General features: G+C 71.7%; 19 protein-coding genes. 6 read left to right on the plus strand and 13 right to left on the minus strand.

Annotated elements, in window-relative coordinates; translation table 11 throughout:
* The first annotated feature begins 40 nt into the window (after nucleotides 1-40).
* A complete protein-coding gene (locus Q0444_RS03890; protein WP_291079600.1) occupies nucleotides 41-685 on the plus strand; it encodes a PH domain-containing protein in 645 nt (214 codons plus the stop codon).
* A complete protein-coding gene (locus tag Q0444_RS03895) occupies nucleotides 682-2,301 on the plus strand; it encodes a PH domain-containing protein (protein ID WP_291079602.1) in 1,620 nt (539 codons plus the stop codon). The genes Q0444_RS03890 and Q0444_RS03895 overlap by 4 nt, the downstream gene beginning before the upstream one ends.
* On the opposite strand, the gene Q0444_RS03900 is transcribed toward Q0444_RS03895, so the two are convergent.
* The 4 genes from Q0444_RS03900 to typA are packed head-to-tail and all read right to left on the minus strand — an operon-like array spanning nucleotide 2,272 to nucleotide 7,322.
* Nucleotides 2,272-2,676, minus strand: a complete 405-nt coding sequence (locus Q0444_RS03900) for a hypothetical protein (protein ID WP_291079604.1) — start codon at nucleotides 2,674-2,676, stop codon at nucleotides 2,272-2,274. The two genes, Q0444_RS03895 and Q0444_RS03900, sit on opposite strands and share 30 nt — an antisense overlap.
* Nucleotides 2,673-3,578, minus strand: a complete 906-nt coding sequence (gene mshB, locus Q0444_RS03905; protein ID WP_291079606.1) for an N-acetyl-1-D-myo-inositol-2-amino-2-deoxy-alpha-D-glucopyranoside deacetylase — start codon at nucleotides 3,576-3,578, stop codon at nucleotides 2,673-2,675. The genes Q0444_RS03900 and mshB overlap by 4 nt, the downstream gene beginning before the upstream one ends.
* Complete coding sequence (locus Q0444_RS03910) at nucleotides 3,575-5,389, minus strand: ABC transporter family substrate-binding protein (RefSeq protein WP_291079608.1); 1,815 nt, start codon at nucleotides 5,387-5,389, stop codon at nucleotides 3,575-3,577. The genes mshB and Q0444_RS03910 overlap by 4 nt, the downstream gene beginning before the upstream one ends.
* 10 nt (nucleotides 5,390-5,399) lie before the next feature.
* The gene (gene typA / locus Q0444_RS03915) at nucleotides 5,400-7,322 is read right to left on the minus strand and encodes a translational GTPase TypA (RefSeq protein WP_299021577.1); all 1,923 of its coding nucleotides are present in this window, start codon (nucleotides 7,320-7,322) and stop codon (nucleotides 5,400-5,402) included.
* A 417-nt stretch (nucleotides 7,323-7,739) separates the two neighbouring features.
* On the opposite strand from typA, the gene Q0444_RS03920 reads away from it, so the two are divergent.
* From Q0444_RS03920 to aqpZ, 3 genes are all read left to right on the plus strand, one after another.
* Nucleotides 7,740-8,354, plus strand: a complete 615-nt coding sequence (locus tag Q0444_RS03920; RefSeq protein ID WP_299021579.1) for a hypothetical protein — start codon at nucleotides 7,740-7,742, stop codon at nucleotides 8,352-8,354.
* Nucleotides 8,351-9,121, plus strand: coding sequence for an NAD-dependent protein deacylase (locus Q0444_RS03925; RefSeq protein WP_291085821.1), 771 nt, complete (start codon nucleotides 8,351-8,353; stop codon nucleotides 9,119-9,121). Before Q0444_RS03920 ends, Q0444_RS03925 begins: the two co-directional genes overlap by 4 nt.
* Before the next feature lie 131 nt (nucleotides 9,122-9,252).
* Nucleotides 9,253-10,005, plus strand: coding sequence for an aquaporin Z (gene aqpZ, locus Q0444_RS03930; RefSeq protein ID WP_299021582.1), 753 nt, complete (start codon nucleotides 9,253-9,255; stop codon nucleotides 10,003-10,005).
* A gap of 27 nt (nucleotides 10,006-10,032) precedes the next feature.
* Here the strand turns inward: aqpZ and Q0444_RS03935 are convergent, their stop codons facing one another.
* The 9 genes from Q0444_RS03935 to Q0444_RS03975 all read right to left on the minus strand — a co-directional run bounded on the left by Q0444_RS03935 (nucleotide 10,033) and on the right by Q0444_RS03975 (nucleotide 18,805).
* The gene (locus Q0444_RS03935; RefSeq protein ID WP_299021583.1) at nucleotides 10,033-10,545 is read right to left on the minus strand and encodes a hypothetical protein; all 513 of its coding nucleotides are present in this window, start codon (nucleotides 10,543-10,545) and stop codon (nucleotides 10,033-10,035) included.
* Nucleotides 10,546-10,559: 14 nt separating this feature from the next.
* A complete protein-coding gene (locus Q0444_RS03940) occupies nucleotides 10,560-11,201 on the minus strand; it encodes a DUF4126 domain-containing protein (RefSeq protein ID WP_291085831.1) in 642 nt (213 codons plus the stop codon).
* Nucleotides 11,202-11,229: 28 nt separating this feature from the next.
* On the minus strand, nucleotides 11,230-12,522 hold the full coding sequence (locus Q0444_RS03945) for an acetyl-CoA hydrolase/transferase family protein (protein WP_291085835.1): 1,293 nt from the start codon (nucleotides 12,520-12,522) through the stop codon (nucleotides 11,230-11,232).
* 64 nt (nucleotides 12,523-12,586) lie between these two features.
* The gene (locus Q0444_RS03950; RefSeq protein WP_299021586.1) at nucleotides 12,587-13,573 is read right to left on the minus strand and encodes an LLM class F420-dependent oxidoreductase; all 987 of its coding nucleotides are present in this window, start codon (nucleotides 13,571-13,573) and stop codon (nucleotides 12,587-12,589) included.
* A 64-nt stretch (nucleotides 13,574-13,637) separates the two neighbouring features.
* On the minus strand, nucleotides 13,638-14,876 hold the full coding sequence (locus tag Q0444_RS03955) for a glucose-1-phosphate adenylyltransferase family protein (protein ID WP_299021588.1): 1,239 nt from the start codon (nucleotides 14,874-14,876) through the stop codon (nucleotides 13,638-13,640).
* Between the two features lie 36 nt (nucleotides 14,877-14,912).
* Entirely contained in the window at nucleotides 14,913-15,794 is an 882-nt protein-coding gene (locus Q0444_RS03960; RefSeq protein WP_299021590.1) for an ABC transporter ATP-binding protein, read from the minus strand.
* Between the two features lie 15 nt (nucleotides 15,795-15,809).
* Nucleotides 15,810-16,859: an iron chelate uptake ABC transporter family permease subunit gene (locus Q0444_RS03965; RefSeq protein WP_291085852.1), complete on the minus strand. Its 1,050-nt coding sequence runs from the start codon at nucleotides 16,857-16,859 to the stop codon at nucleotides 15,810-15,812.
* Nucleotides 16,852-17,874: an iron chelate uptake ABC transporter family permease subunit gene (locus Q0444_RS03970; RefSeq protein ID WP_291085855.1), complete on the minus strand. Its 1,023-nt coding sequence runs from the start codon at nucleotides 17,872-17,874 to the stop codon at nucleotides 16,852-16,854. The genes Q0444_RS03965 and Q0444_RS03970 overlap by 8 nt, the downstream gene beginning before the upstream one ends.
* A 19-nt stretch (nucleotides 17,875-17,893) precedes the next feature.
* Nucleotides 17,894-18,805 carry a siderophore ABC transporter substrate-binding protein gene (locus Q0444_RS03975; RefSeq protein WP_291085858.1) on the minus strand — a complete coding sequence of 304 codons (912 nt, stop codon included), beginning with the start codon at nucleotides 18,803-18,805 and terminating at the stop codon, nucleotides 17,894-17,896.
* A 199-nt stretch (nucleotides 18,806-19,004) separates the two neighbouring features.
* On the opposite strand from Q0444_RS03975, the gene Q0444_RS03980 reads away from it, so the two are divergent.
* The gene (locus tag Q0444_RS03980) at nucleotides 19,005-19,571 is read left to right on the plus strand and encodes a protein-L-isoaspartate O-methyltransferase (RefSeq protein WP_291085861.1); all 567 of its coding nucleotides are present in this window, start codon (nucleotides 19,005-19,007) and stop codon (nucleotides 19,569-19,571) included.
* The last annotated feature ends 14 nt before the right edge of the window (nucleotides 19,572-19,585 follow it).

Here is a 19,585-nt window from a genome sequence, read left to right on the forward strand (position 1 = left end):
ACGGCCGTCGCGGAGGGGCCCGCGCACTAGGCTGGCGGGCATGCCAGATCACTCCGTCCCACTGCGTAGCAACGGGGACCCGCTCGTGACCGTGCCCGCCCGTGGCGACGGCGGCGCCCACGCGCTGCGGGAGGCGAGCCCGCTGCCCGTCGACGGGCCCGCGTCCGACTCCGGCCAGGGCCTCCTCACCTCCACCCGGGTGCTGGTCACGGCGCCCCGGCACCGGATCGAGAAGCGGACGCCGTTCCTGTTCGTGATCGAGGGCATCTGGTCGTGGGCGATCCTCGCCGGGCTGCAGGTGGCCTGGTACTACTGGGGCGAGAACGTCATGGGGTTCTGGAACTGGGTGGCCCTGGCCGTGACCCTCCCCTACGCGTTCATGTCCATCGTGGTGGCACCCTGGTGGCGCTACGTCGTCGCCCGCTGGGACGTCTCCGACACCGCCGTGTGTTCCCGCAAGGGCTGGTGGACCACCCAGTTCCGAATCGCCCCCCTGGCCCGGCTGCAGACCGTCTACACCACCCGGTCCCTGTTCGAACGATGGTTGGGGCTGGCCACGGTCAACGCGTCGACCGCGTCCGCCCACGGGACGGTCGAGATCCGGGGCCTGGCGCTCGCCGACGCCGAGGCACTGGCGCAACACCTCATCGCGATCGCCAACCTCGATTCCGGGGACGGGACGTGACCGGGCCGGGCGAGACGGGGACCGACCAGGCGGAGGAGGTCCTCCGTCCCGACGAGCCCGCGGTCGCCGAGAAGATCGACCCGGAGGCCCCGTGGCAGCGACTGTCCTGGCGGATGCTGCTGGTGGACCCGCTCGGGTCACTCACCCGCCTCCTCCCGCTCTTCCTCATCTCCCTGTGGCTGGGCTCGAACCGCAGCAACTACTGGTTCGAGACCGTGGTCATCTCGCTGGTGGTCCTGGCCGGCCTGCTGCGATGGTTGTCGACCAGCTACCAGGTCGGCCGAACCCACATCATCCTCAAGAAGGGCTTCTTCAGCCGTCAGGTCGTCACCGTCGCCCGCCACCGGATCCGGAGCGTGGACACCGAGTCCGACCTCTTCCACCGCGTCATGCGGGTGTCGATCCTCGAGGTGGGCACCGGCCGCGCCGACGCCGGCAAGTCCGGTGCCGAGCGCTTCCGCCTCAATGCGATCGACACCGCCCTGGTCGACCCGCTCCGGGACGAACTCCTGGCCCACCGACGCGCACTCGACCCCACCCTGAGCGAGGAGGACGAGGAGCAGTGGGGATCGAAATACGGGGAGGACATCGCCCGGTGGCGGATCACCTGGGCGAGGTTCGCCCCGTTCTCCTTCATCGGCTTCGGGGTGCTCTTCTCGCTGTGGTTCCTCACGTGGCAGATGGGCGACATGCACGACCGGATCATGGATCTCGCGGTGGTGGAGGGGACGGTCGACCGGCTCGACTCCCTGGGCCCGCCGTGGGCGTTCGTGGGCAAGGCCATCGCGGTGTGGATGGTGGCGGGCGTGCTCGCGGTGATCACCTACGCGATCCGCTACGGCAAGTACGCCCTCACCGACCACGGGCAACTCCTCTACGTCCAGAACGGCATCCTGCGGCGCAAGCACCAGGCCCTGGACAAGGCCCGGCTCCGCGGGGTCGAACTCCGGCTGCCCGTGTACCTGCGGATGCTCGGCGGTGGCCGGCTCGAGCCCATCATGACCGGCACCAAGAAGGGTGCCGCCGCGTCGACGCTGCTCCCGCAGGCGCCGATCGGTGACGTCCGGCGGGTGGCGATCCGCATCCTCGGCGACGAGACCCCGGTGACCGTGGGCCTGCGGCGTCACCCGTGGAAGGCCGCGCGTCGTCGTCTCACCCGCGGGTTGTTGCCGTTCTGGATCGTGGCCGGGTTCATCATCCTGTACCGCCTCGACTCCGGACCGTCCGCGGACGTCTGGGTCCGCTGGGGGATCCCGGCCGCCCTGGTGTTCTTCCTCGCCCTGTCCGTCGACCGGATCCGCATGCTCGGCCACGCGCTGCTGCCCGACACCCTGGTGACCTCACACGGGTCGTGGGCCGCCAAGCGCACGATTCTCGAGGCCGACGGGATCATCGCGTGGACCGTCTCCCAGTCGGTGTTCCAGCGCTCGGCGCGCGTCGCAACGGTGTCGGCCGCGACCCCCGCCGGCGGCGGCGTCTACTCGGTGGTGGACATGGACGCCGACGAGGCGTGGGTCCTGGCCGAGGCGTTGACCCCGGGGATCACCGACGTCTGGAAGCACGACGGCGCGGGCGACGGGCGGGTGTCACCGTCGATGGGCGTCCGGCCGGAGTGATCGACCCAGGGTGGCCGCCCACAGCGGGATGAGGCCCCCGGCCGCCAGGAGCGCCAGGCCCCGCAACCCGACCGGCACCGGCATGTCGCCGCCGGGGCCCAGGTCGAGTGCGATCAGGGTGAGGATCCACACCAACGCCGGGAACGCGGCGACGATCGCCCGGTCCGACCACATCGAGGCGATGCGCACCAGGGCCAGCGACCACGCGCCGGCGGCGACGACCGTGACCGGGACGGGCATCGTGCCGACGTACATGGTCAGCCAGGCGGCCGCGAGCACGCAGCTCGCGGCCGCACCCACCGCGAGCAGGGACAGCGCCACACCAAGTTCGGCGGGGGTGGGCGCGCGATCGGGCGCGGCCGTCGTCGTCGTCATCGTGACTCCTCCGTGAGCCCGTCCAGCAGGTGCGACCTCCCGGGCGCGCACCGGACGTAGGGTCCGGCGGGGTCCGCCGGATCGGCGAGGTCGCTCGCGATGTACCACTCGACCAGCGGCACCGGCTGGAGGACACCGTTGGTCAGCGCCAGGAACCACGGGTCGCCGTCCGCGCCCGGAACCAGCTCGAGCTGGGTCGCATGCCCGGTCAGCGCCTCGAGCTTGGCCGCGTAGGAGGAGGGATCGAGCGGAACGCGGTGGGTCAGGCGCGAGTCGCGGACCGACGGCAGTTCGTCCGGGAGGGCGTGGCGCAGGTGGGACGGCGGGCCGGGGTGCACGAGCGAGACGTCCGACCGCGCGGTCACGGTCCACGCCACCCGCCGAGGGCGGTGGGCCGCCTCGCCGAGCGCGGCGTGCACCACCTCGTGGGCCCTGACGTGGTCGGGGTGCCCGTACCCTCCCCGAGGGTCGTAGGTCACGACGAGGTCCGGTCGCCACCCGTCGAGGATCCCGGCCATCTCCTCCACCGCGGCCCGCCCGGACCCGACGAACGCCCTGGGGTGGTCCGCGGACGGTGTCCCGGCCATGCCCGAGTCGCGCCACCGGCCGGCGTCCCCGAGGAACCGGGGTCGGTCCACACCGAGGGCGCGCAGGGCGGCGCTTAACTCGGCGATCCGGTAGCCGCCGAGCTGATCGGCCCGGTCGGAGGTCAGCCCCGCGAACTCCTCGCCCAGTACCTCCCCCTCCTCGCCGAGAGTGCACGTCACCACCCGGACGTCGACCCCGGCGGCGACGAGGACCGCGATGGTGCCACCCGTGGTGATCGCCTCGTCGTCGGGGTGGGCGTGGACGAACAGGGCGCGGACGTCGATGTGGGTCGACGGAACCGGGGACGTGGTCATCCGGACCTCCTCCAGGTCGGTGCGGCGCCGAGGACGTCGGAGACCGTGATCGGCGCTGGGTCGACCCGGTCCCGGCGGATCCCGGTCAGGTCAACACCGTCCTCGGCGAGGAGCAGACCCGGTCGGACGAGCGGTACCCGGAGGGCGAGGTCGGCGACCAGGTCGCCGGCCACGGTCAGGTCGGGTCCGGTCGTCCCGTCTCCCAGGGCGCGGTCGAGTGCGGGATCGCACACTCCCGAGACACCGCTGGCCCTGGCGGGGGCCGACTCCCCGATCGTGCGGGGTGGTGGGCCGGAGCCGGGGGTGGGCGAGCCGGTGGCCGAGGGGGCGACGGTGAGGCCGGTATCGGGTTCCGGGGGGACGAGGCTCGCGACCGTGGTCGGCGGCCGGGCCGGGGTGGTCTCGACGGCCCCGTCCGCTCCCGCCGCCGCGGGACAGGCGAAGCGGGACACGGCCGCGGCCTCGGCGTGACCGCCGACCCGCTGCCACCCCACCACCCCGTCGACGAGTCCGTGCGGGAGCGCGTCGGCGTAGAGGCCCACCGGGTCGAGTTCCCAGACCCGGGCCCCGATCCCCGCGCGCCGCAGTTGGTCCGCGATCGTGTACGCGGCGGTGAGCGCGCGGTCCTCTCCTGCCTCGACCCCGATCGTCAGGCTCAGCGGGCGGCCGTCGCGCTCCCATCGCGCACCCGGCCGGGTGAACCCCGCCCCGGTGAGGGCGCGGTCCACGGCGGCGGGGTCACGGGTCGGGGTCGTGGCGGACGCCGGAGGGAACGGGAACGACGTGACGGAGGGCGCGGACTCACCCGTGACGATCCGCCCGACCACCTCGGGGTCCACCGCCGCCGCGACGCCACGACGAACCGCGGGGTCCCCGACCGCCGGCGCGACGGTGTTCAGGCCCAACTCGAGTTGGCTCGATCCCGCGACGGGCCCCGTCCGCACCGCGGGCACGGTGCCGGCGACATCCGCGGCGACCGGCGTCGCCGAGACCAGCGCGAGCGCACCGGGACCGCTCCGCAGGGCCGCACCGAGCTGACCGGCCCCCGTCGCCCGCCGCACCAGGATCTGGTCGAGTCCGGGCGCCTGCGCCCAGTACCGGTCGTTGCGGACGAACTCGATCTCCCCGCGGCCGATGTCGGCCACGCGGATCATGAACGGTCCGGCGCTCGTCACGGGCAGGCCCGCCATCGCGCCCTGGAAGCCGGCGGGGGCGTTCTTGAGGATGTGCCCGGGGACGAGATTGGTGAACAGGGACTGCCACTGCTGCGGAGGAGAGTCGAACTCGACGTCCACGATCTTCCCGCCGGCACCCGAGCGGACCGCCACGATCCGCTCGTACCCCGCCGGGTCCACGACGCCCGGCTGGGTGGTCATCTGGCGCCAGAGGTACTCGAAGTCCTCGGCCGCGACCGGGACGCCGTCCGACCACTGCGCCTTCTGGTCGATCGTGTACCGGACGGTGTTCCGGTCCCCCCCGAGGACCTCCGCCGAGACCAGGAGGTTCCCGTTGAGGACCGGATCGCCGTCGGGACCGGGGACGAACGCGCTGGGCAGGAGCAGCGAGGCGACCAGGTCGGTGTCCACCCCCTGGTCCGCGAGGAGATGGGGGTTGAACCCGGGCTCGACCCTGTCCAGGGCGAGCAGGACGCCGTTCCCGGAGAGGACCACGGTCTCGCCGTCGGTCCGTTCCTCCCCCACCACCGTCGGCGGGGGAGGATCGGCGACACACCCGGCGACGACGACGAGGGCCAGCGCGGCGGACAGCCCCGCGGTCGCCCGCAGGCGCATCCGCGCCCCCCTCGTGGTCACCGGGACACCGTCAGTTGACCGACTGCTGCTCGCGCGACTTGGACTTGCTCCGGGCCTTGGCCCGCTCGTTCGCCGTGAGCAGGACCTTGCGCACGCGGATCGCGTCCGGGCCGACCTCGACGCACTCGTCGCCGGCGCAGAACTCCATGGCCTCCTCCAGCGAGAGGTTGCGGTGCTTGGACAGGGTCTCCGTCGCGTCGGAGGAGGCCGCACGCATGTTCGTGAGCTTCTTCTCCTTGGTGATGTTGACGTCCATGTCCTCGGAGCGGGGGTTCTCCCCCACCACGACGCCCTCGTACACCTCGGAGCCGGGCTCGATGAAGAAGTCACCGCGGTCGGCCAGGCCGAGCAGGGCGAACGCGGTGGCCTTGCCGGCCCGGTCCGCCACGAGGGAGCCCGTGTGCCGCGAACGGATCTCGCCGACCCAGGGCTCGTAGCCGGCGGACACCGAGTTGGCGATCCCGGCGCCGCGGGTCTCGGTCATGAAGGTCGTGCGGAACCCGATGAGACCGCGGGCCGGGACGGTGAACTCCATCCGGACCCACCCGGAACCGTGGTTGCTCATCTGCTCCATGCGCCCCTTGCGGGCGGCCATGAGCTGGGTGACCGCGCCGAGGTACTCCTCGGGCACGTCGATCGTCATGTGCTCCATCGGCTCGTGGATCTTGCCGCCGATGGTGCGGGTGACGACCTGCGGCTTGCCCACGGTGAGCTCGAAGCCCTCCCGGCGCATGGTCTCGACGAGGATGGACAGCGCCATCTCGCCGCGGCCCTGCACCTCCCAGTCGTCGGGGCGCTCGGTGTCGAGCACCTTGAGCGAGACGTTGCCCACGAGCTCCTGGTCCAGGCGCGACTTGACCATCCGCGCGGTGAGCTTCTTGCCGCCGTTCCGGCCGGCGAGCGGCGAGGTGTTGACGCCGATGGTCATGGAGATGGCGGGCTCGTCGACGGTGATCGCGGGCAGGGCGACCGGGTTCTCCGGGTCCGCGAGCGTGTCGCCGATCATGATGTCGCTGATCCCGGCGACCGCGACGATGTCGCCGGCGACGGCCTCCTCGGTCGGCACCCGCTCGACGCCCTCGGTGGCCAGCAGCTCGGAGATCCGAACGGACTTGGTCTCCTGCTCACCGTTGGGAAGGTTGTGGATCCACGCCACCTGCTGCCCCTTGCGGAGGCGGCCGTTGTGGATGCGAACGAGGCCGATACGACCGAGGAAGTTGGAGGCGTCCAGGTTGGTGACGTGCGCCTGCAGCGATGCGTCGGCGTCTCCCCGGGGCGCGGGGATGACGTCGTAGAGGAGGGTGAAAAGCTCGTCCAGATTCTCCCCCTCCGGTTCCTGCCCGTTCGCCGGCTGGGTGGTGGACGCCTTGCCCGCCCGCCCGGAGGCGAAGACCACGGGCAGTTCCAGCGCGTGCTCGGCGGCGGCCTGGGCGGCCGGGTCCTCGAGGTCGGAGGCGAGGTCGATCAGGAGATCCTGCGCCTCCTCGACGACCTCGTCGATCCGGGCGTCCGGGCGGTCGGTCTTGTTGACCACGATGATGACCGGCAGCGATGCCGCGAGCGCCTTGCGCAGCACGAACCGGGTCTGGGGAAGCGGCCCCTCGGACGAGTCGATGAGGAGGACGACGCCGTCCACCATGTTGAGGCCCCGCTCGACCTCGCCACCGAAGTCGGCGTGCCCCGGGGTGTCGATGATGTTGAAGACGAGATCCGCACCGCCCGACCCGGCGCCGTGCCGCCGCACGGACGTGTTCTTCGCGAGGATCGTGATGCCCTTCTCGCGCTCGAGGTCACCCGAGTCCATGACACGGTCGACGAGTTCCGCGCGTTCGTCGAACGCTCCGGACTGGCGCAGCATCGCGTCGACGAGTGTCGTCTTTCCGTGGTCGACGTGCGCGACGATTGCGACGTTGCGGAACTCGGTCAGGGCCATACGGTGGGTTCTCCCTCGGGGGCTTCCGGCGCCGTGGGCGGCTCTGGGCCGCCGGGCGCGTGGTGGGAATCCGCGGGCGGGCCGCGTGATCCACAGGCGCGTCCGGTCGAGCGCGCGTGCGTGGCCACATTACCCGCACCGGCCGCCACATCGATATCGCGAGACGGGAACCTCACACCCGCGGTGCCCGATGTCATTTACATCACTAGTCACATCTGCCACACTGGCCCCATATAGCTCGGTATTTCGACCTCCAGTGTCCGCACCTGTGGCCGTTGTGAGAACATCTAGCCGTCGACTGGTCGGCCCGCCGTCCGGTCCGCCCGCCTCATCCGAAGAATGGACTCGCCAGTGATCCGCGACTCGCACAGGAACTCGTTCAGGACCCTAGGCCTCGGTGCCGTAGCCGCTGTGGCTGTGTCCCTCGCCGTACCGGCCACCGCCAGCGCCCAGTCGCTCGACGAGCTCGGCCGCCCCACCGAGCCTGTCCTCCAGGCCATCGAAAACCTTTCCGAGCAGCAGTGGATCCCCGAATCGACGCGGGGCACCATCGCCCGCGTGGTCGGCTTCTTCCGCGGCTCCGGCGAGCCCGGGACCCCGCTCCCGGAGAACGGCCCGCGCATCGCGCAGTTCGCCTACCCGACGATCATGCAGGAGTGCATCGACGGCGAGAAGACCGCCGTCGGCGCGGCCACGGCCGTCCCGGGCAAGGCCGACCTGCCCCTGCCCGGCATCCCCGCCGGTGAACTCGGCTTCATCTTCACCGCCCTCGGCACCGAGGGCGTGGCCGACCACCAGGTCCAGCCCATGACCGTGGACTGGTACAACGTCAACAACGGTCGCCGTGGCAGCACGGTCCTGACCTACAACGGGATCAACGAGGGTGGGCCCGCGACCCTCAACGGCACCGCGCAGACCGGCGCCGGCCAGGTCCTGATGCTCCTCCAGGGCGGCGTCACCACCAAGCTCACCAACGGCGGCACCTCCAACTGCGTCGCCTTCCCGACCGTGGGGACCGCGCTCGTCCCGTGACCCCGAGCGGTGTGGATCCGGCCCGGCTCCACCCCGACACGAGTAAGGCCCGTCTCGCCCTCACCGGCGGCGGGCCTCTCGTCGTTCTCACCGGCGCCGGCATGAGCGCCGAGAGCGGGGTCCCGACCTTCCGGGACGCCCGGACCGGGCTGTGGGAGCGTTACGACCCGGCAGCCCTCGCCACCCCGCGGGCGTGGGAGCAGGACCGGGACACGGTGTGGGCCTGGTACCGGTGGCGCGAACGACTGGTCTGCAACGCCGAACCCAACGCCGGTCACCGCGCGATCGCCCGGGCAGCCGAGGCCCGCAGGGTCGTCGTGGTGACCCAGAACGTGGACGACCTGCACGAGCGCTCCGGGTCGCCGGACGTCCACCACCTGCACGGCAGCCTGTTCGAGCACCGGTGCGACGCCTGCGCGACGCCGATGGAGGTGGGGCCCCCGCCCTCCGAACCCGTGGCCCGGCTCGCCCCGCCGACGTGCCCCCGGTGCGACGGACGGGCCCGGCCCGGGGTCGTCTGGTTCGGCGAGGCGCTCCCCGAGGGCCCCTGGGACGCCGCGGTGTCCGCGATCTCCGCGGCGTCCGCGGTCCTCGTCGTCGGGACCTCCGGCCTCGTCCACCCCGCCGCCTCGCTCCCGGGCCTCGCCGCGGGCTACGGCATACCTGTGGTCGAGGTCAACCCCGGTCCCTCCGGTCTCGGTCCGGAGGTGTCCGTCCACGTCAGGTCCACGGCCGGCCAGGCCCTCCCGGCGCTCCTGCGGCCCTGACCCGACAGCGCCGCGCTCCGCACCAAGTCGACCCGCGGGTCGGTCCGGGCCACTAGCGTCGTCCCGGCAGGGTCTCGTCACCGAGACGTCCACCTCCCCGCTCTCGGGAGAACACGACCGGAGGTCAGCTCATGTCCGACACGTCCACCACCCCGTCCGGCACGGCGGTCATCGCAGCCGAGGTGATCGGCACCTTCTGGCTGGTGCTCGGCGGTTGCGGAACCGCGGTGTTCGCGGCCGTCCAGGTCGCCACCGCCGACACCGGTGACGTCCCCGTCGGCGTCGGTTACCTCGGGGTCTCCCTGGCCTTCGGCCTCACCGTCCTCACCGGCGTGTACGCCTTCGGCCACATCTCGGGCGGGCACTTCAACCCGGCGGTCACCGTCGGAGCCGCCGTCGCCGGCCGCCTGTCCTGGGCCAAGGCGCCGGTGTACATCGTCAGCCAGGTGGCCGGCGGGCTCGTCGCCGGCGCGCTCATCCTGCTCGTCGCCGGCGGCAAGGAGGGCTTCGAGGCAACCGGTCACATGGCCGCGAACGGGTTCGGGGCCCACTCTCCCGACGGGTACAGCCTGCTCTCGGCCCTGGTGATCGAGATCGTGCTCACCGCGGTCTTCGTGTGGGTGATCCTCGGCGCCACCGACCGCCGCGCCCCCGCGGGCTTCGCGCCCGCCGCGATCGGCCTCACGCTGACCCTGATCCACCTGATCTCGATCCCGATCACCAACACCTCGGTGAACCCCGCGCGCTCGACCGCCGTGGCGTTCTTCAACGGCAACGGGGCCGTGGGCCAGCTGTGGCTGTTCTGGGTCGCCCCGATCGTCGGCGCCCTCATCGCGGGCGCGCTGTACGGTCCCCTGTTCGGCGAGCGCTCCGCGCGTCCGTGACGGCCTGAGGGCCCCGGTCGCGGCCGACTAGCTGCGACGTCGAGGGGGGTCGTCCCGGTCGACCGCGCGGTCCCCGCCGGGTCCGTCGACCGACCCCGGATACCCGTCGGGAGCGGAGTGTCGGCCGCCGCGATCGGGACCGGGCGCTTCCGCCCGACCCGCCTCAGCGTGGTCGGCCTCGCGACCGTCATCACCGGCGCGGTGTCGGGGATCGAGTTCCCCCGCGTGCTGCTTCATCCGCCGCACGTCCCGGAGCTGCTCGTCGACCGTGGCCCGGTGCTCGTCGGCCTCTGCCCGAAGGCGTTCTGCCTCCTCGGCCTTGGCCCTGGCCTCCTGCTCAGCGGCACCCGCACGGTGCTCCTGTTCGCGGGCCACGGAGTCCTGGCGCTCCAGCAGTCGCTCCCGCGCGCGGGCGTCCTTCCGCAGCTCCGTGGCCGCGGCGAGCTTCTTCCTGGTGTTGGCCCTGGTGGCCAGCGCGATGAGCGCGACGAGCACGACCACGGCGACCACCCCGATGATGATCCAGATGATGAGGTCCATTGCCGCCTCCGGTGTCAGGGGTCACGTTCCAGGGGAAGGTAACCCCCCTCGCTCCGGCGCGCCACCGCTCCCCGCGCGCGGCGTCGACGCCTCCACTGCGCGGCCCGCCACCAGGAGTAGAGGATGACGCCGAGGAGGAAGACCACCGCGACGAGCGCGAGGACCGGCGCGAACACCGCGAGGAGACTCAGCCCCAGCGAGGACGCGTCCTCCATCGTGGACAGCACAGGGGCCGCCGTCCCCGCGGATCCCGTGTTGGCGATCGGCCTCGCCACCGCTTTCCCACTGTGGACCAGCAGCGCGACCACCACCCCGAGGATCACGCCCATCCACGGGCGCTCGGCCATCCACGCGGACTGGTCGAGTTGTTCCGCCCCCTGCATGGCGGCGAAGGTCAGTCCCCCGGACAGCGGGCGGATCACGGTCTGGACCGCGTCGTTGACGGTGTCCACCGCGGGGACCTTGTCGACGACGACCTCGATGGCCAACAACACCGCGACCGTGCCGATGGCCCACCAACTGGTCATCCACGCGTACTCGGCCGGCAGGGTCACGAACGGGGTGAACCTGGCCAGCAGCGCGACCACCAGCAGCGGGATGTAGGCGTTGAGCCCGGCGGCAGCCGACAGGCCCATTCCGGTGAGCGTGACGATCATCGGCTCATCCTGCCGCACCGGGCGGCGTCTAGTGCACGGTCCGGTGGAGCAGGCCCGCGTCGCGCGCCTCCCTGCTCAGCCGCTCACGGTGATCGGGGTGGGCGATGGCGATCAGGGCCTCGGCGCGCCGGGAGACCGACCGTCCCCGCAGCGAGGCGATCCCGTACTCGGTGACCACGTTCTGGATGATGTTCTTGTGCGTCGTCACCGGGCTGCCCGGCGTCAGCGACAGCGTGATCCGACTGATGCCCTTCGACGTCTGGGACGGCGTGACGATGAAGCCGTGGCCACCGGGCGAGAACGTGCACCCCCGGGCGAAGTCCGCCTGTCCCCCCGCGCCGGACCAGTACCTGCCGGCGATGGTCTCCGAGGCGGCCTGCCCGTAGAGATCGACCTCGCTCGTGGCGTTGACCGAGTAGAGATTGTGCTCCTGCCCGATCACTCTCGGATCGTTGACGATGTCCACGGGCAGCATCGCGACCGACGGGTTGTTGTGGAGCCAGTCCATCAGCCGCTGCGACCCCACCGCGAAGGTCGTGACGTGTTTGAACGGACGACCGGTCTTGCGGGATCCGTCGATCACCCCCGCATTGACCAGATCCATCACCCCGTCCGACAGGGCCTCCGTGTGGATCCCGAGGTTCTTGTGACCGGTCAACCGGGAGAGGAAGGCGTTGGGGAGCTTTCCCACGCCCAGCTGGAGGCACGCTCCGTCCGGCACCCGCTCGGCGATGACGTCCGCGATCGCGTTCTCGATCTCGCCCGGCACCGGCGAGTCGAAGGTGATCATGGGGGTGTCGTTGCGGGTCACCCCGACGACCTGGGAGATGTGGATGTGGTTGCGCCCGAAGGTCCGCGGCATGTTGGCGTTGACCTCGACGAAGAACGGGACCTGCCCGATGAAGGACGCCACGTAGTCGGCGTTGGTCCCCATCGAGAAGAACCCGTGCTCGTCGATCTCCGACACCGCGGTGATGGCCAGCCCGGGCGGGCTGAACTCCCGCAGCGTCGCCGGGACCTGCGCGAAGTCGACCGGGACCAGGTCGCAGTCGCCCGCGTGGAAGTTCTTCCGGGAGCCGGGCCCGAGGAAGTAGTCGACGTGACGGAGCCTGCCCGGGTAGGCGCCCTCCATGAACGGCAACGACTCCCAGGGGTCCATGTGGTGGATCGTGACGTCCTCGAGCCCCGGGGCGCCCGCGTCCAGTGCGCGCAGCAGGGCCGGGGGCGCCGCGTTCTGGATGGGCGAGATGATGTGCATCCCCGGTGTCACGTGCTCGAGGATCGCCTCGGCGGGCAGTTCTCGATAGTCGATGTTCTTCATGTGTGGTCGCGAGCTCCTGTGCTTGGGGGGATGGTGCGGGACTGTCCGCGGCGGGCGGGCCGGCTCACGCCAGGGCGGGCATCACGTGGCGCTCGAAGAGCTCCAGCCCCGAGGTGTCCGTGGCGATCTCGGGGAAGTAGAAGATCCCGTACTCCATGCCCATCGCCTTGAGCCGGCCGAGCTTGTCCACGATCTGTTCCGGGGTGCCCACCGCGGGGAGCCCGCGGTACGCGCCGAGCTGGCGATCCGCCTCGTCCGCCCCGACGTGGCGGGCCATCCGGTCGCGGAGGAACGCCAGCCGGTCGGCGACGTCCCTCTCGGTCTCCCCGATCGCCACGTTGTAGTTGGCCGTCCGGGTGATCTCGGCGGGGTCCCGACCCACGTCCGCGCAGTGCCGCAGGAGGACCTCCGATTTGTGGGCGAAGCCCTCGGGAGTGCCGTCGAAGTTGGTGTAGTCGGCGTGGCGAGCGGCGGTGAGCAGGGTCTTGCGTTCCCCTCCCCCGGCGATCCACAGGGGGATGCCCCCCTCCTGCAGGGGCCGCGGCTGCACGATCGCGCCGTCGGGCTGGAAGTGCTCCCCGTCGAGGGAGACGACGCCGTCCCGCCACGCCTCGAGCATGATCCGCACCCCCTCGTCGAGCATGCCCAGTCGCTCACCCGCCGACGGGAACCCGTACCCGTAGGCGCGCCACTCGTGCTCGTACCAGCCGGCGCCGATCCCCATCTCCACCCTGCCGCCGGAGATGTGGTCCACCGTCGCCGCGATCTTCGCCAGCAGCACGGGGTTGCGGTACCCCAGGCAGGTACACATCTGGCCGAGCCGGACGCGGGAGGTGACCGCCGCCAGCGCGGACATGAGGCTCCACGCCTCGTGCGTGGCCTCCCCCGTGGTGAGCGGGGCGGTGTGCATGTGGTCGTAGACCCACACGGACTCCCACGGGCCCGCGTCCGCGCGCGCGGCGAGGGCGGAGATCACCGGCCAGTGGCGGGCGGGCGGGACGTCGACCAGGTCGAGTCGCCACCCCTGGGGGAGGAACAGTCCGAAGCGCATACGGCCGAGCCTAGCGGCGGACCGGGCCCGGAGAGCGCCGGGAGGGTGACCCGACACCCGCTGTTCAGACCCGGGGGTCCTCGTCCTCGATCGGGTGGATCCCGCCGGCCGCCAGCGCGAAGCCCGTGGGGCGTTCCCCCGCCGCCTCCGCGTCCTGCCCCAGCAGCGACACCCTCGCGGTGGCCTCCGTCGCACCGGTCTGCCTCTCGCCGATGCGGGCCTCGTCCGGGACCACGACCCCGGAGTCGACGACGGCGGTGTCCACCCTCGCGCCGGACCGCACCACCGCGCCGGGCAGGATCACGCTGTCCCGGACCAGCGCGCCCCGCTCGATCACGGCACCGGGCCCGATCACCGAGTGCTCGACCGTCCCGTGCACCACCGCTCCGTACCCGAGGAGCGAGTCGGACACGGCGGCGTCCGGACCCGTCCTGGCCGGACCGGTGTACGACGACGCCGTGCGCAGCGGCCAGTCCGCCCTCTCGAGCATGTGCACCGGATCGTCGCCGAGCAGGTCCATGTGCCCGGCCCAGTACGACCCGATGGTCCCGACGTCACGCCAGTAGCCCTGGTGCCGCCACTCCCGCGCGTGGCCCGCCCCGACCATCGCGGGCAGGACGGTGTCCCCGATGTCCCCCAGGTCGGCCGGCCCGCCCGCCGAGGCCACGTCCTCCGCGGCCGCCTCCAGGTGCCGGATGAGCGCCGCGGTGTTGAAGACGAAGACCTCCGCGCAGACGAGGTCGCCCTGCGGGTCGTCCGGCTTGTACCGGTAGTCCAGGACGGTGCCGTCGTCGGCCACGCGGACCACGCCATACCGGCCGGCATCCTCCGGGTCGACCCGGGTGGTGACCATCGTGACCTCGGCGAACGACGCCAGGTGGTCTCTGACCACCTCGTCGTAGTCCAGTCGGTACACCGCGTCCGCGCTCAGCACCACGGTGACCCGGCTCCCCGACCGTCGGAGGGGCTCGACCTGCTTCCAGAGCGCGTCGGCGGTGCCGGAGTGGAAGCCGTCACGGTCGGTGCCCTGCGACGGGTGCAGGACGAGCAGGCCACCGTCGAGCCGGTCCAGATCCCAGGGGCGGCCGCTGCGCAGGTGGGTCCCCAGCGAGACGGGATGGAACTGCTGGACCACCCACACGTCACGCAGACCGGAATTGGCGGCGTTGCTCAGCGCGAAGTCGACGAGGTGGTATCCCGCCCCGTAGGGGACGGCGGGCTTCGCGCGGTCTCGGGTCAGCACGCTCAGCCGCGACCCCGCACCCCCCGCCAGGACGATCGCGACGACGGACAACGGTGCCATCCCGACTCCCCTCCGTGCCCCCCGGGCGCGAGCCCGTCAGGCGGTGACGGCGTCCGCGCGGACCCCTGCCGACTCGTCCTCGCCGTCAAAGTACAGGGCCACGTACCGACCCGCGACCTCAGCGACCTGCATCTCCATGTCGTAGACGCGCCGCAACACGTCGGTCCGCATCATCTGGGCCGGCGGCCCGTCCGCGACGATCTCCCCGTCCTTCATGGCGATGATCCGGTCGGAGTAGGCGGCCGCGATGTTGATGTCGTGGATCACCAACACGATGGTCCTGTCCCGCTCCGCCGCGGTCCGGCGAAGCAGTCGCATGATCGAGGTGGCGTGCCGAAGATCGAGGTTGTTCAGCGGTTCGTCGAGCAGGACGTACTCCGTGTCCTGCGCGAGAACCATGGCGATGTGCGCGCGCTGCCGCTGACCACCGGAGAGCTCGTCGAGATACCGGTCGGCCAGATCCTCCAGCTCCATCGCGCCCAGGGCCCGGTCGACGTACTCGGTGTCGCCCGCGGTGGGTCGTCCGCCGTTGTGGGGGAACCTGCCGAACGCCACCAGTTCGCGAACCGTCAGGCGGAGTGAGACCGCGTTGTCCTGTCGCAGCACCGCGAGCCGTCGGGCCAGCTCCCGGCCGCCTCTGACCGAGACGTCGACCCCGTCCACCCGGACGTGCCCCGAGTCGGCCGCCTGGAGTCGACTCATCACCCCGAGCAGCGTCGACTTCCCCGCACCGTTGGGGCCGATCAGCGACGTGACGCCACCCTGGGCGAAGCGCGCGGTGACGTCGTTCAGGACCCGGGTGTCGCCGTACGACGCGCACACCGACTCCACCTCGATGCCGCACTCGGGCGAGTCCGGCGCCGTCCACCCGGGCGCACCGATCCGGTCGGACCGGCGGCGGAACTGCAGTAGGGACATGACGTCCTTCTTTCGTCAGCGTGCTCGGTTGGTGAGGAGCAGGAAGAGGAACAGCAGGCCACCGACGAACTCGATGACCACGCTCAGGGCGGACTCGACGCCGAGGGCGCCGAGGACCATCTCCCCGCCCGCCAGGGCGATCACGCCCAGCAGCGACGCGACGGGCAGGGTGAAGCGGTGGAGGGCGGTGCCGAGCAGGGCGTACGCCGCGTTGGCGACGATGAGACCGAAGAACATCACCGGCCCGATCAGCGCGGTGGAGGCGGAGACGAGGAACGACACCACCACCAGGACGACGATCGTCACCCGCCGGTGGTCGACGCCCAGCGCGACCGCCGGGTCCCGGCCCAGGAGCATCACGTCCAGCCTGCGGCCGAGCACCGCCACCACGCCGAGACAGGCGGCGACGATGAGTCCGCACGCCACGAGCACGTCCGGCTGGACGCCGCGGAAGCTGGCGAACATCGCATCCTGGACCCGCAGGTAGGCGGCCGGGTCCAGGAGTCGCTGGAAGAACGAGGAGATAGACCGGAAGAACACCCCGAACACCACGCCCACCAGTAGCAGCAGGTGGATGTCGGTCCGGCGTCCCCCGAGCAGCCAGAGGTACAGGGCGGTCGACGCCACCACCATGATCGCGGTCTGCCCGAGGAACCCGGTGAGCCCGCCGCTGATGAGCCCACCGGCGATCGCCTCGGGTCGCGGGACCATGAGGAACACGAGCATCGTCTGGACGAGCAGGTAGAGCGAGTCGAAGCCCATGAGCGCCGGAGTGAGGATCCGGTTCCCGGTGACGGTCTGGAACAGGACCGTCGACACGCCCACCGCCACCGACACCAGGACGATCGCGACGGCGTGACGCGACAACCGGCCGAGCGAGTAGTTCCACGCCCTGGACCCGACGGTCTCGGGAAGACCCGTCAGGATCAGCGCGGCGAGCGCCGCGACGGCGACCGCCGCGCACACCAGGGTGACCAGCCACCGGCGCCGGTGGTCGGATTCCGCCCGTGTCCGGTCGCGCGTGCGCCCCACCGGTCCGCCGGCGAGCGTGACGGCCTCAGCCATTGCGCACCGCCCGCAGCATCATCGCCAGGAAGGCCGCCCCACCGATGATCCCCACCAGGGTCCCCACGGGGATCTCGCCCGCCCCGGCGGAGCCGCCGGCGAGGAGACCCGGCAGCGACCGCCCGATCATGTCGCAGACGAGGACGGTGATCGCGCCGAGGAGCGCCACCAGGGGCAGGCCGCGCCTCGCGTCGTCCCCGACCACCCTGGAGACCACGTTGGGGACCACGAGCCCGAGGAGCGGGAGTGCGCCGACGGTGACCACGACGACGGCGGCCACGGCGGCGACGATGGACATCCCCAGGGCGACCACGGTGCGGTGGTCCAGGCCGAGTCCGGTGGCCACGTCCTCGCCCAGCCCCGCGACGGTGAACCTGTCCGCGGCGATGTAGGCGAGCACGCCGAGCACGGCGACCAGCCAGAGCAACTCGTACCGCCCGGCCAGGACCGCGGAGAAGTCGGCGAGCATCCAGGAGTTGAGCATCTGGAGCAGGTCGCGCGACAGCGCCAGGAACGCCGCCACCGCCCCCACGACGGAGCCGAGCATGATCCCGATGAGCGGCACCACGAAGGAGTCCGAGACCGCGACCCGCCGGATGCACGCGAGGAACAGCGCGGTCCCGGCGAGCGCGAACACCATGGCGACGAGCATCTTGACCACGATCGGCGCCCCCGGCGCGAGGATCGCCACCACCACCAGGCCCAGCCCGGCCGATTCCACCGTTCCGGCCGTGGAGGGTTCGACGAAGCGGTTGCGGGTGAGCAACTGCATGAGCAGCCCCGCGATCGCCAGGGACGCCCCGGCCAGGGCTGCCGCCGCGGTCCGGGGCAGCCGCGCCTCGACGAGGTAGACGCGGTGCGCCTCGGTGAGTCCGCCGGTGGCCACGTCCCACGCCGTGATGTCGGCCGCGCCGACGAACACGCTGGCGACGAGCGCCACGACGAGCGCGGCCATGCCGACCGCCGGCCACGGCAGCGTGCGCCGTGGCCGGCTGGCCACCGTGGAGACGGTCACGACCGGATCCCCTCCGCCGTCAGGAGACGGCCGAGTCGATCTCGGCGATCATGGCGTCCAGGACACCGAGTCCGCCGCCGATGAGGTACCAGTTCTGGCCGTCGAGCATGTGGACGTTGCCGTTCTCCGCGGCGGAGGTCCGGTTGAAGACGGGGTTGTCCAGCAGCGCGGAGGCCGCCTGTCCCTCGGCGCCGATCGCGGCGTCCCGGTCGATCACAAAGACGTGGTCGGGGTTGAGCTCGGCGATCTGCTCCCAGCTCAGGGGCGCGCCGTGGCTGCCCTCCGCGGCGACGTCACCGGCGGACTCCATCCCCAGCTCGTTGAAGATGATGTCGAAACGGGTCCCGGGGCCGTAGGCCGTGACCTTCCCGCCCGAGGTCATGAGCACCAGCGCGGTCCCGGCGTCCTGGGCCTTGGCGCGGGTGGCGGCCACCCTCCCGTCGATCTCGTCGAGCCGCTCCGTCGCCTCGTCCCGGGCTCCGAACAGCGCGGCGATCTCCTCGACCTTGGCACGGTTGGACGCGACCGTCCCCGAGGTGTCGGGGTCACCCGCGATCACCTGGTCGGAGATCTTGGCGAACTCCGGCTCCAACGCCTGCGTGCGGCCGCCGAAGAGGATGAGATCCGGACCGAGCTCCGCGATCACGTCCATCTTCGGCTCCTTGAGGCTGCCGACGTCCGTGTACTGATCGCTTGCGTAGGTCTCGAGCGCGGCCGGGAACACGCCGGTCTTGGGCAGGCCCACGACGCGCTCCTCGAGACCCAGCTCGGCGAGCGTGTCGGCCGCCGCGTGGCTGGTGAGGACGACCCTGCTCGGGCCCTCGCCCCGGGCGCCACCGGTCTGCGCGTCGGAGCTGCTGCACGCGGTGAGCGCACCGCCGGCCAGAACCAGGGCGGCTGCCGCGGCGACGATCTTGGGGAATCGCTTCACTACTACTACTCCAGAGGCTAGGTCGATAGGTAAGCCTCACCTTAACCATCCCGGCGGGCTACGGGCAAAATTAAGGTGAGCCTCACCTACTTTCTGGGGCGGGCGCCGCCCGCGACGGCCGCCCCGGACCATGGCCACGGGCCCCCGGGAACGCGTACGATCGCGGCACCGTCGACCCGGTGTGAACGGAAGGCCCGCGATGCCCACTGCAGCTGTCCGCCGGGCGATGCGCGCACAGGAGCGCCGCCGCTTCCTGCCGCCCGAGGTCGCGGGCGAGCACCACCGCGACGTCCCCCTGCCGATCGGCTTCGGGCAGACCAATTCCCAGCCCTCCACCGTCGCGGAGATGCTGACCCTCCTCGAGCCGTTCCCCGGCATGAGGGTCCTCGACGTGGGCTCCGGGAGCGGGTGGACGTCGGCGATCCTCGGCGAACTGGGCGGTCCCGACTCCACGGTGGTCGCGGTGGAACTGGTGCCGGACCTGGTCGATCGCTCGCGCGCGGCCATCACCCAGCCCTGGGTCCGGGTCCATCACGCCCGGCCCGGCGTGCTGGGCCTGCCCGAACACGGCCCGTACGACCGGATCCTCGTCTCGGCGATGGGCGACGAACTGCCCTCACAGCTCGTCGACCAACTCACGGCGGACGGCGTGATGGTGGCGCCCTGGCGCGGGGTGATGCACCGGGTGCGGCGCACCGACGGGACCGTCGAGGTGACCGAGCACGGCGGCTACCGCTTCGTCCCCCTGCGCCACACCCGAATGTGACCTGCGCAATCCGG

Origin of the sequence: uncultured Dietzia sp. (assembly GCF_937873725.1) — a bacterium.
Taxonomy (GTDB): Bacteria; Actinomycetota; Actinomycetes; order Mycobacteriales; family Mycobacteriaceae; genus Dietzia.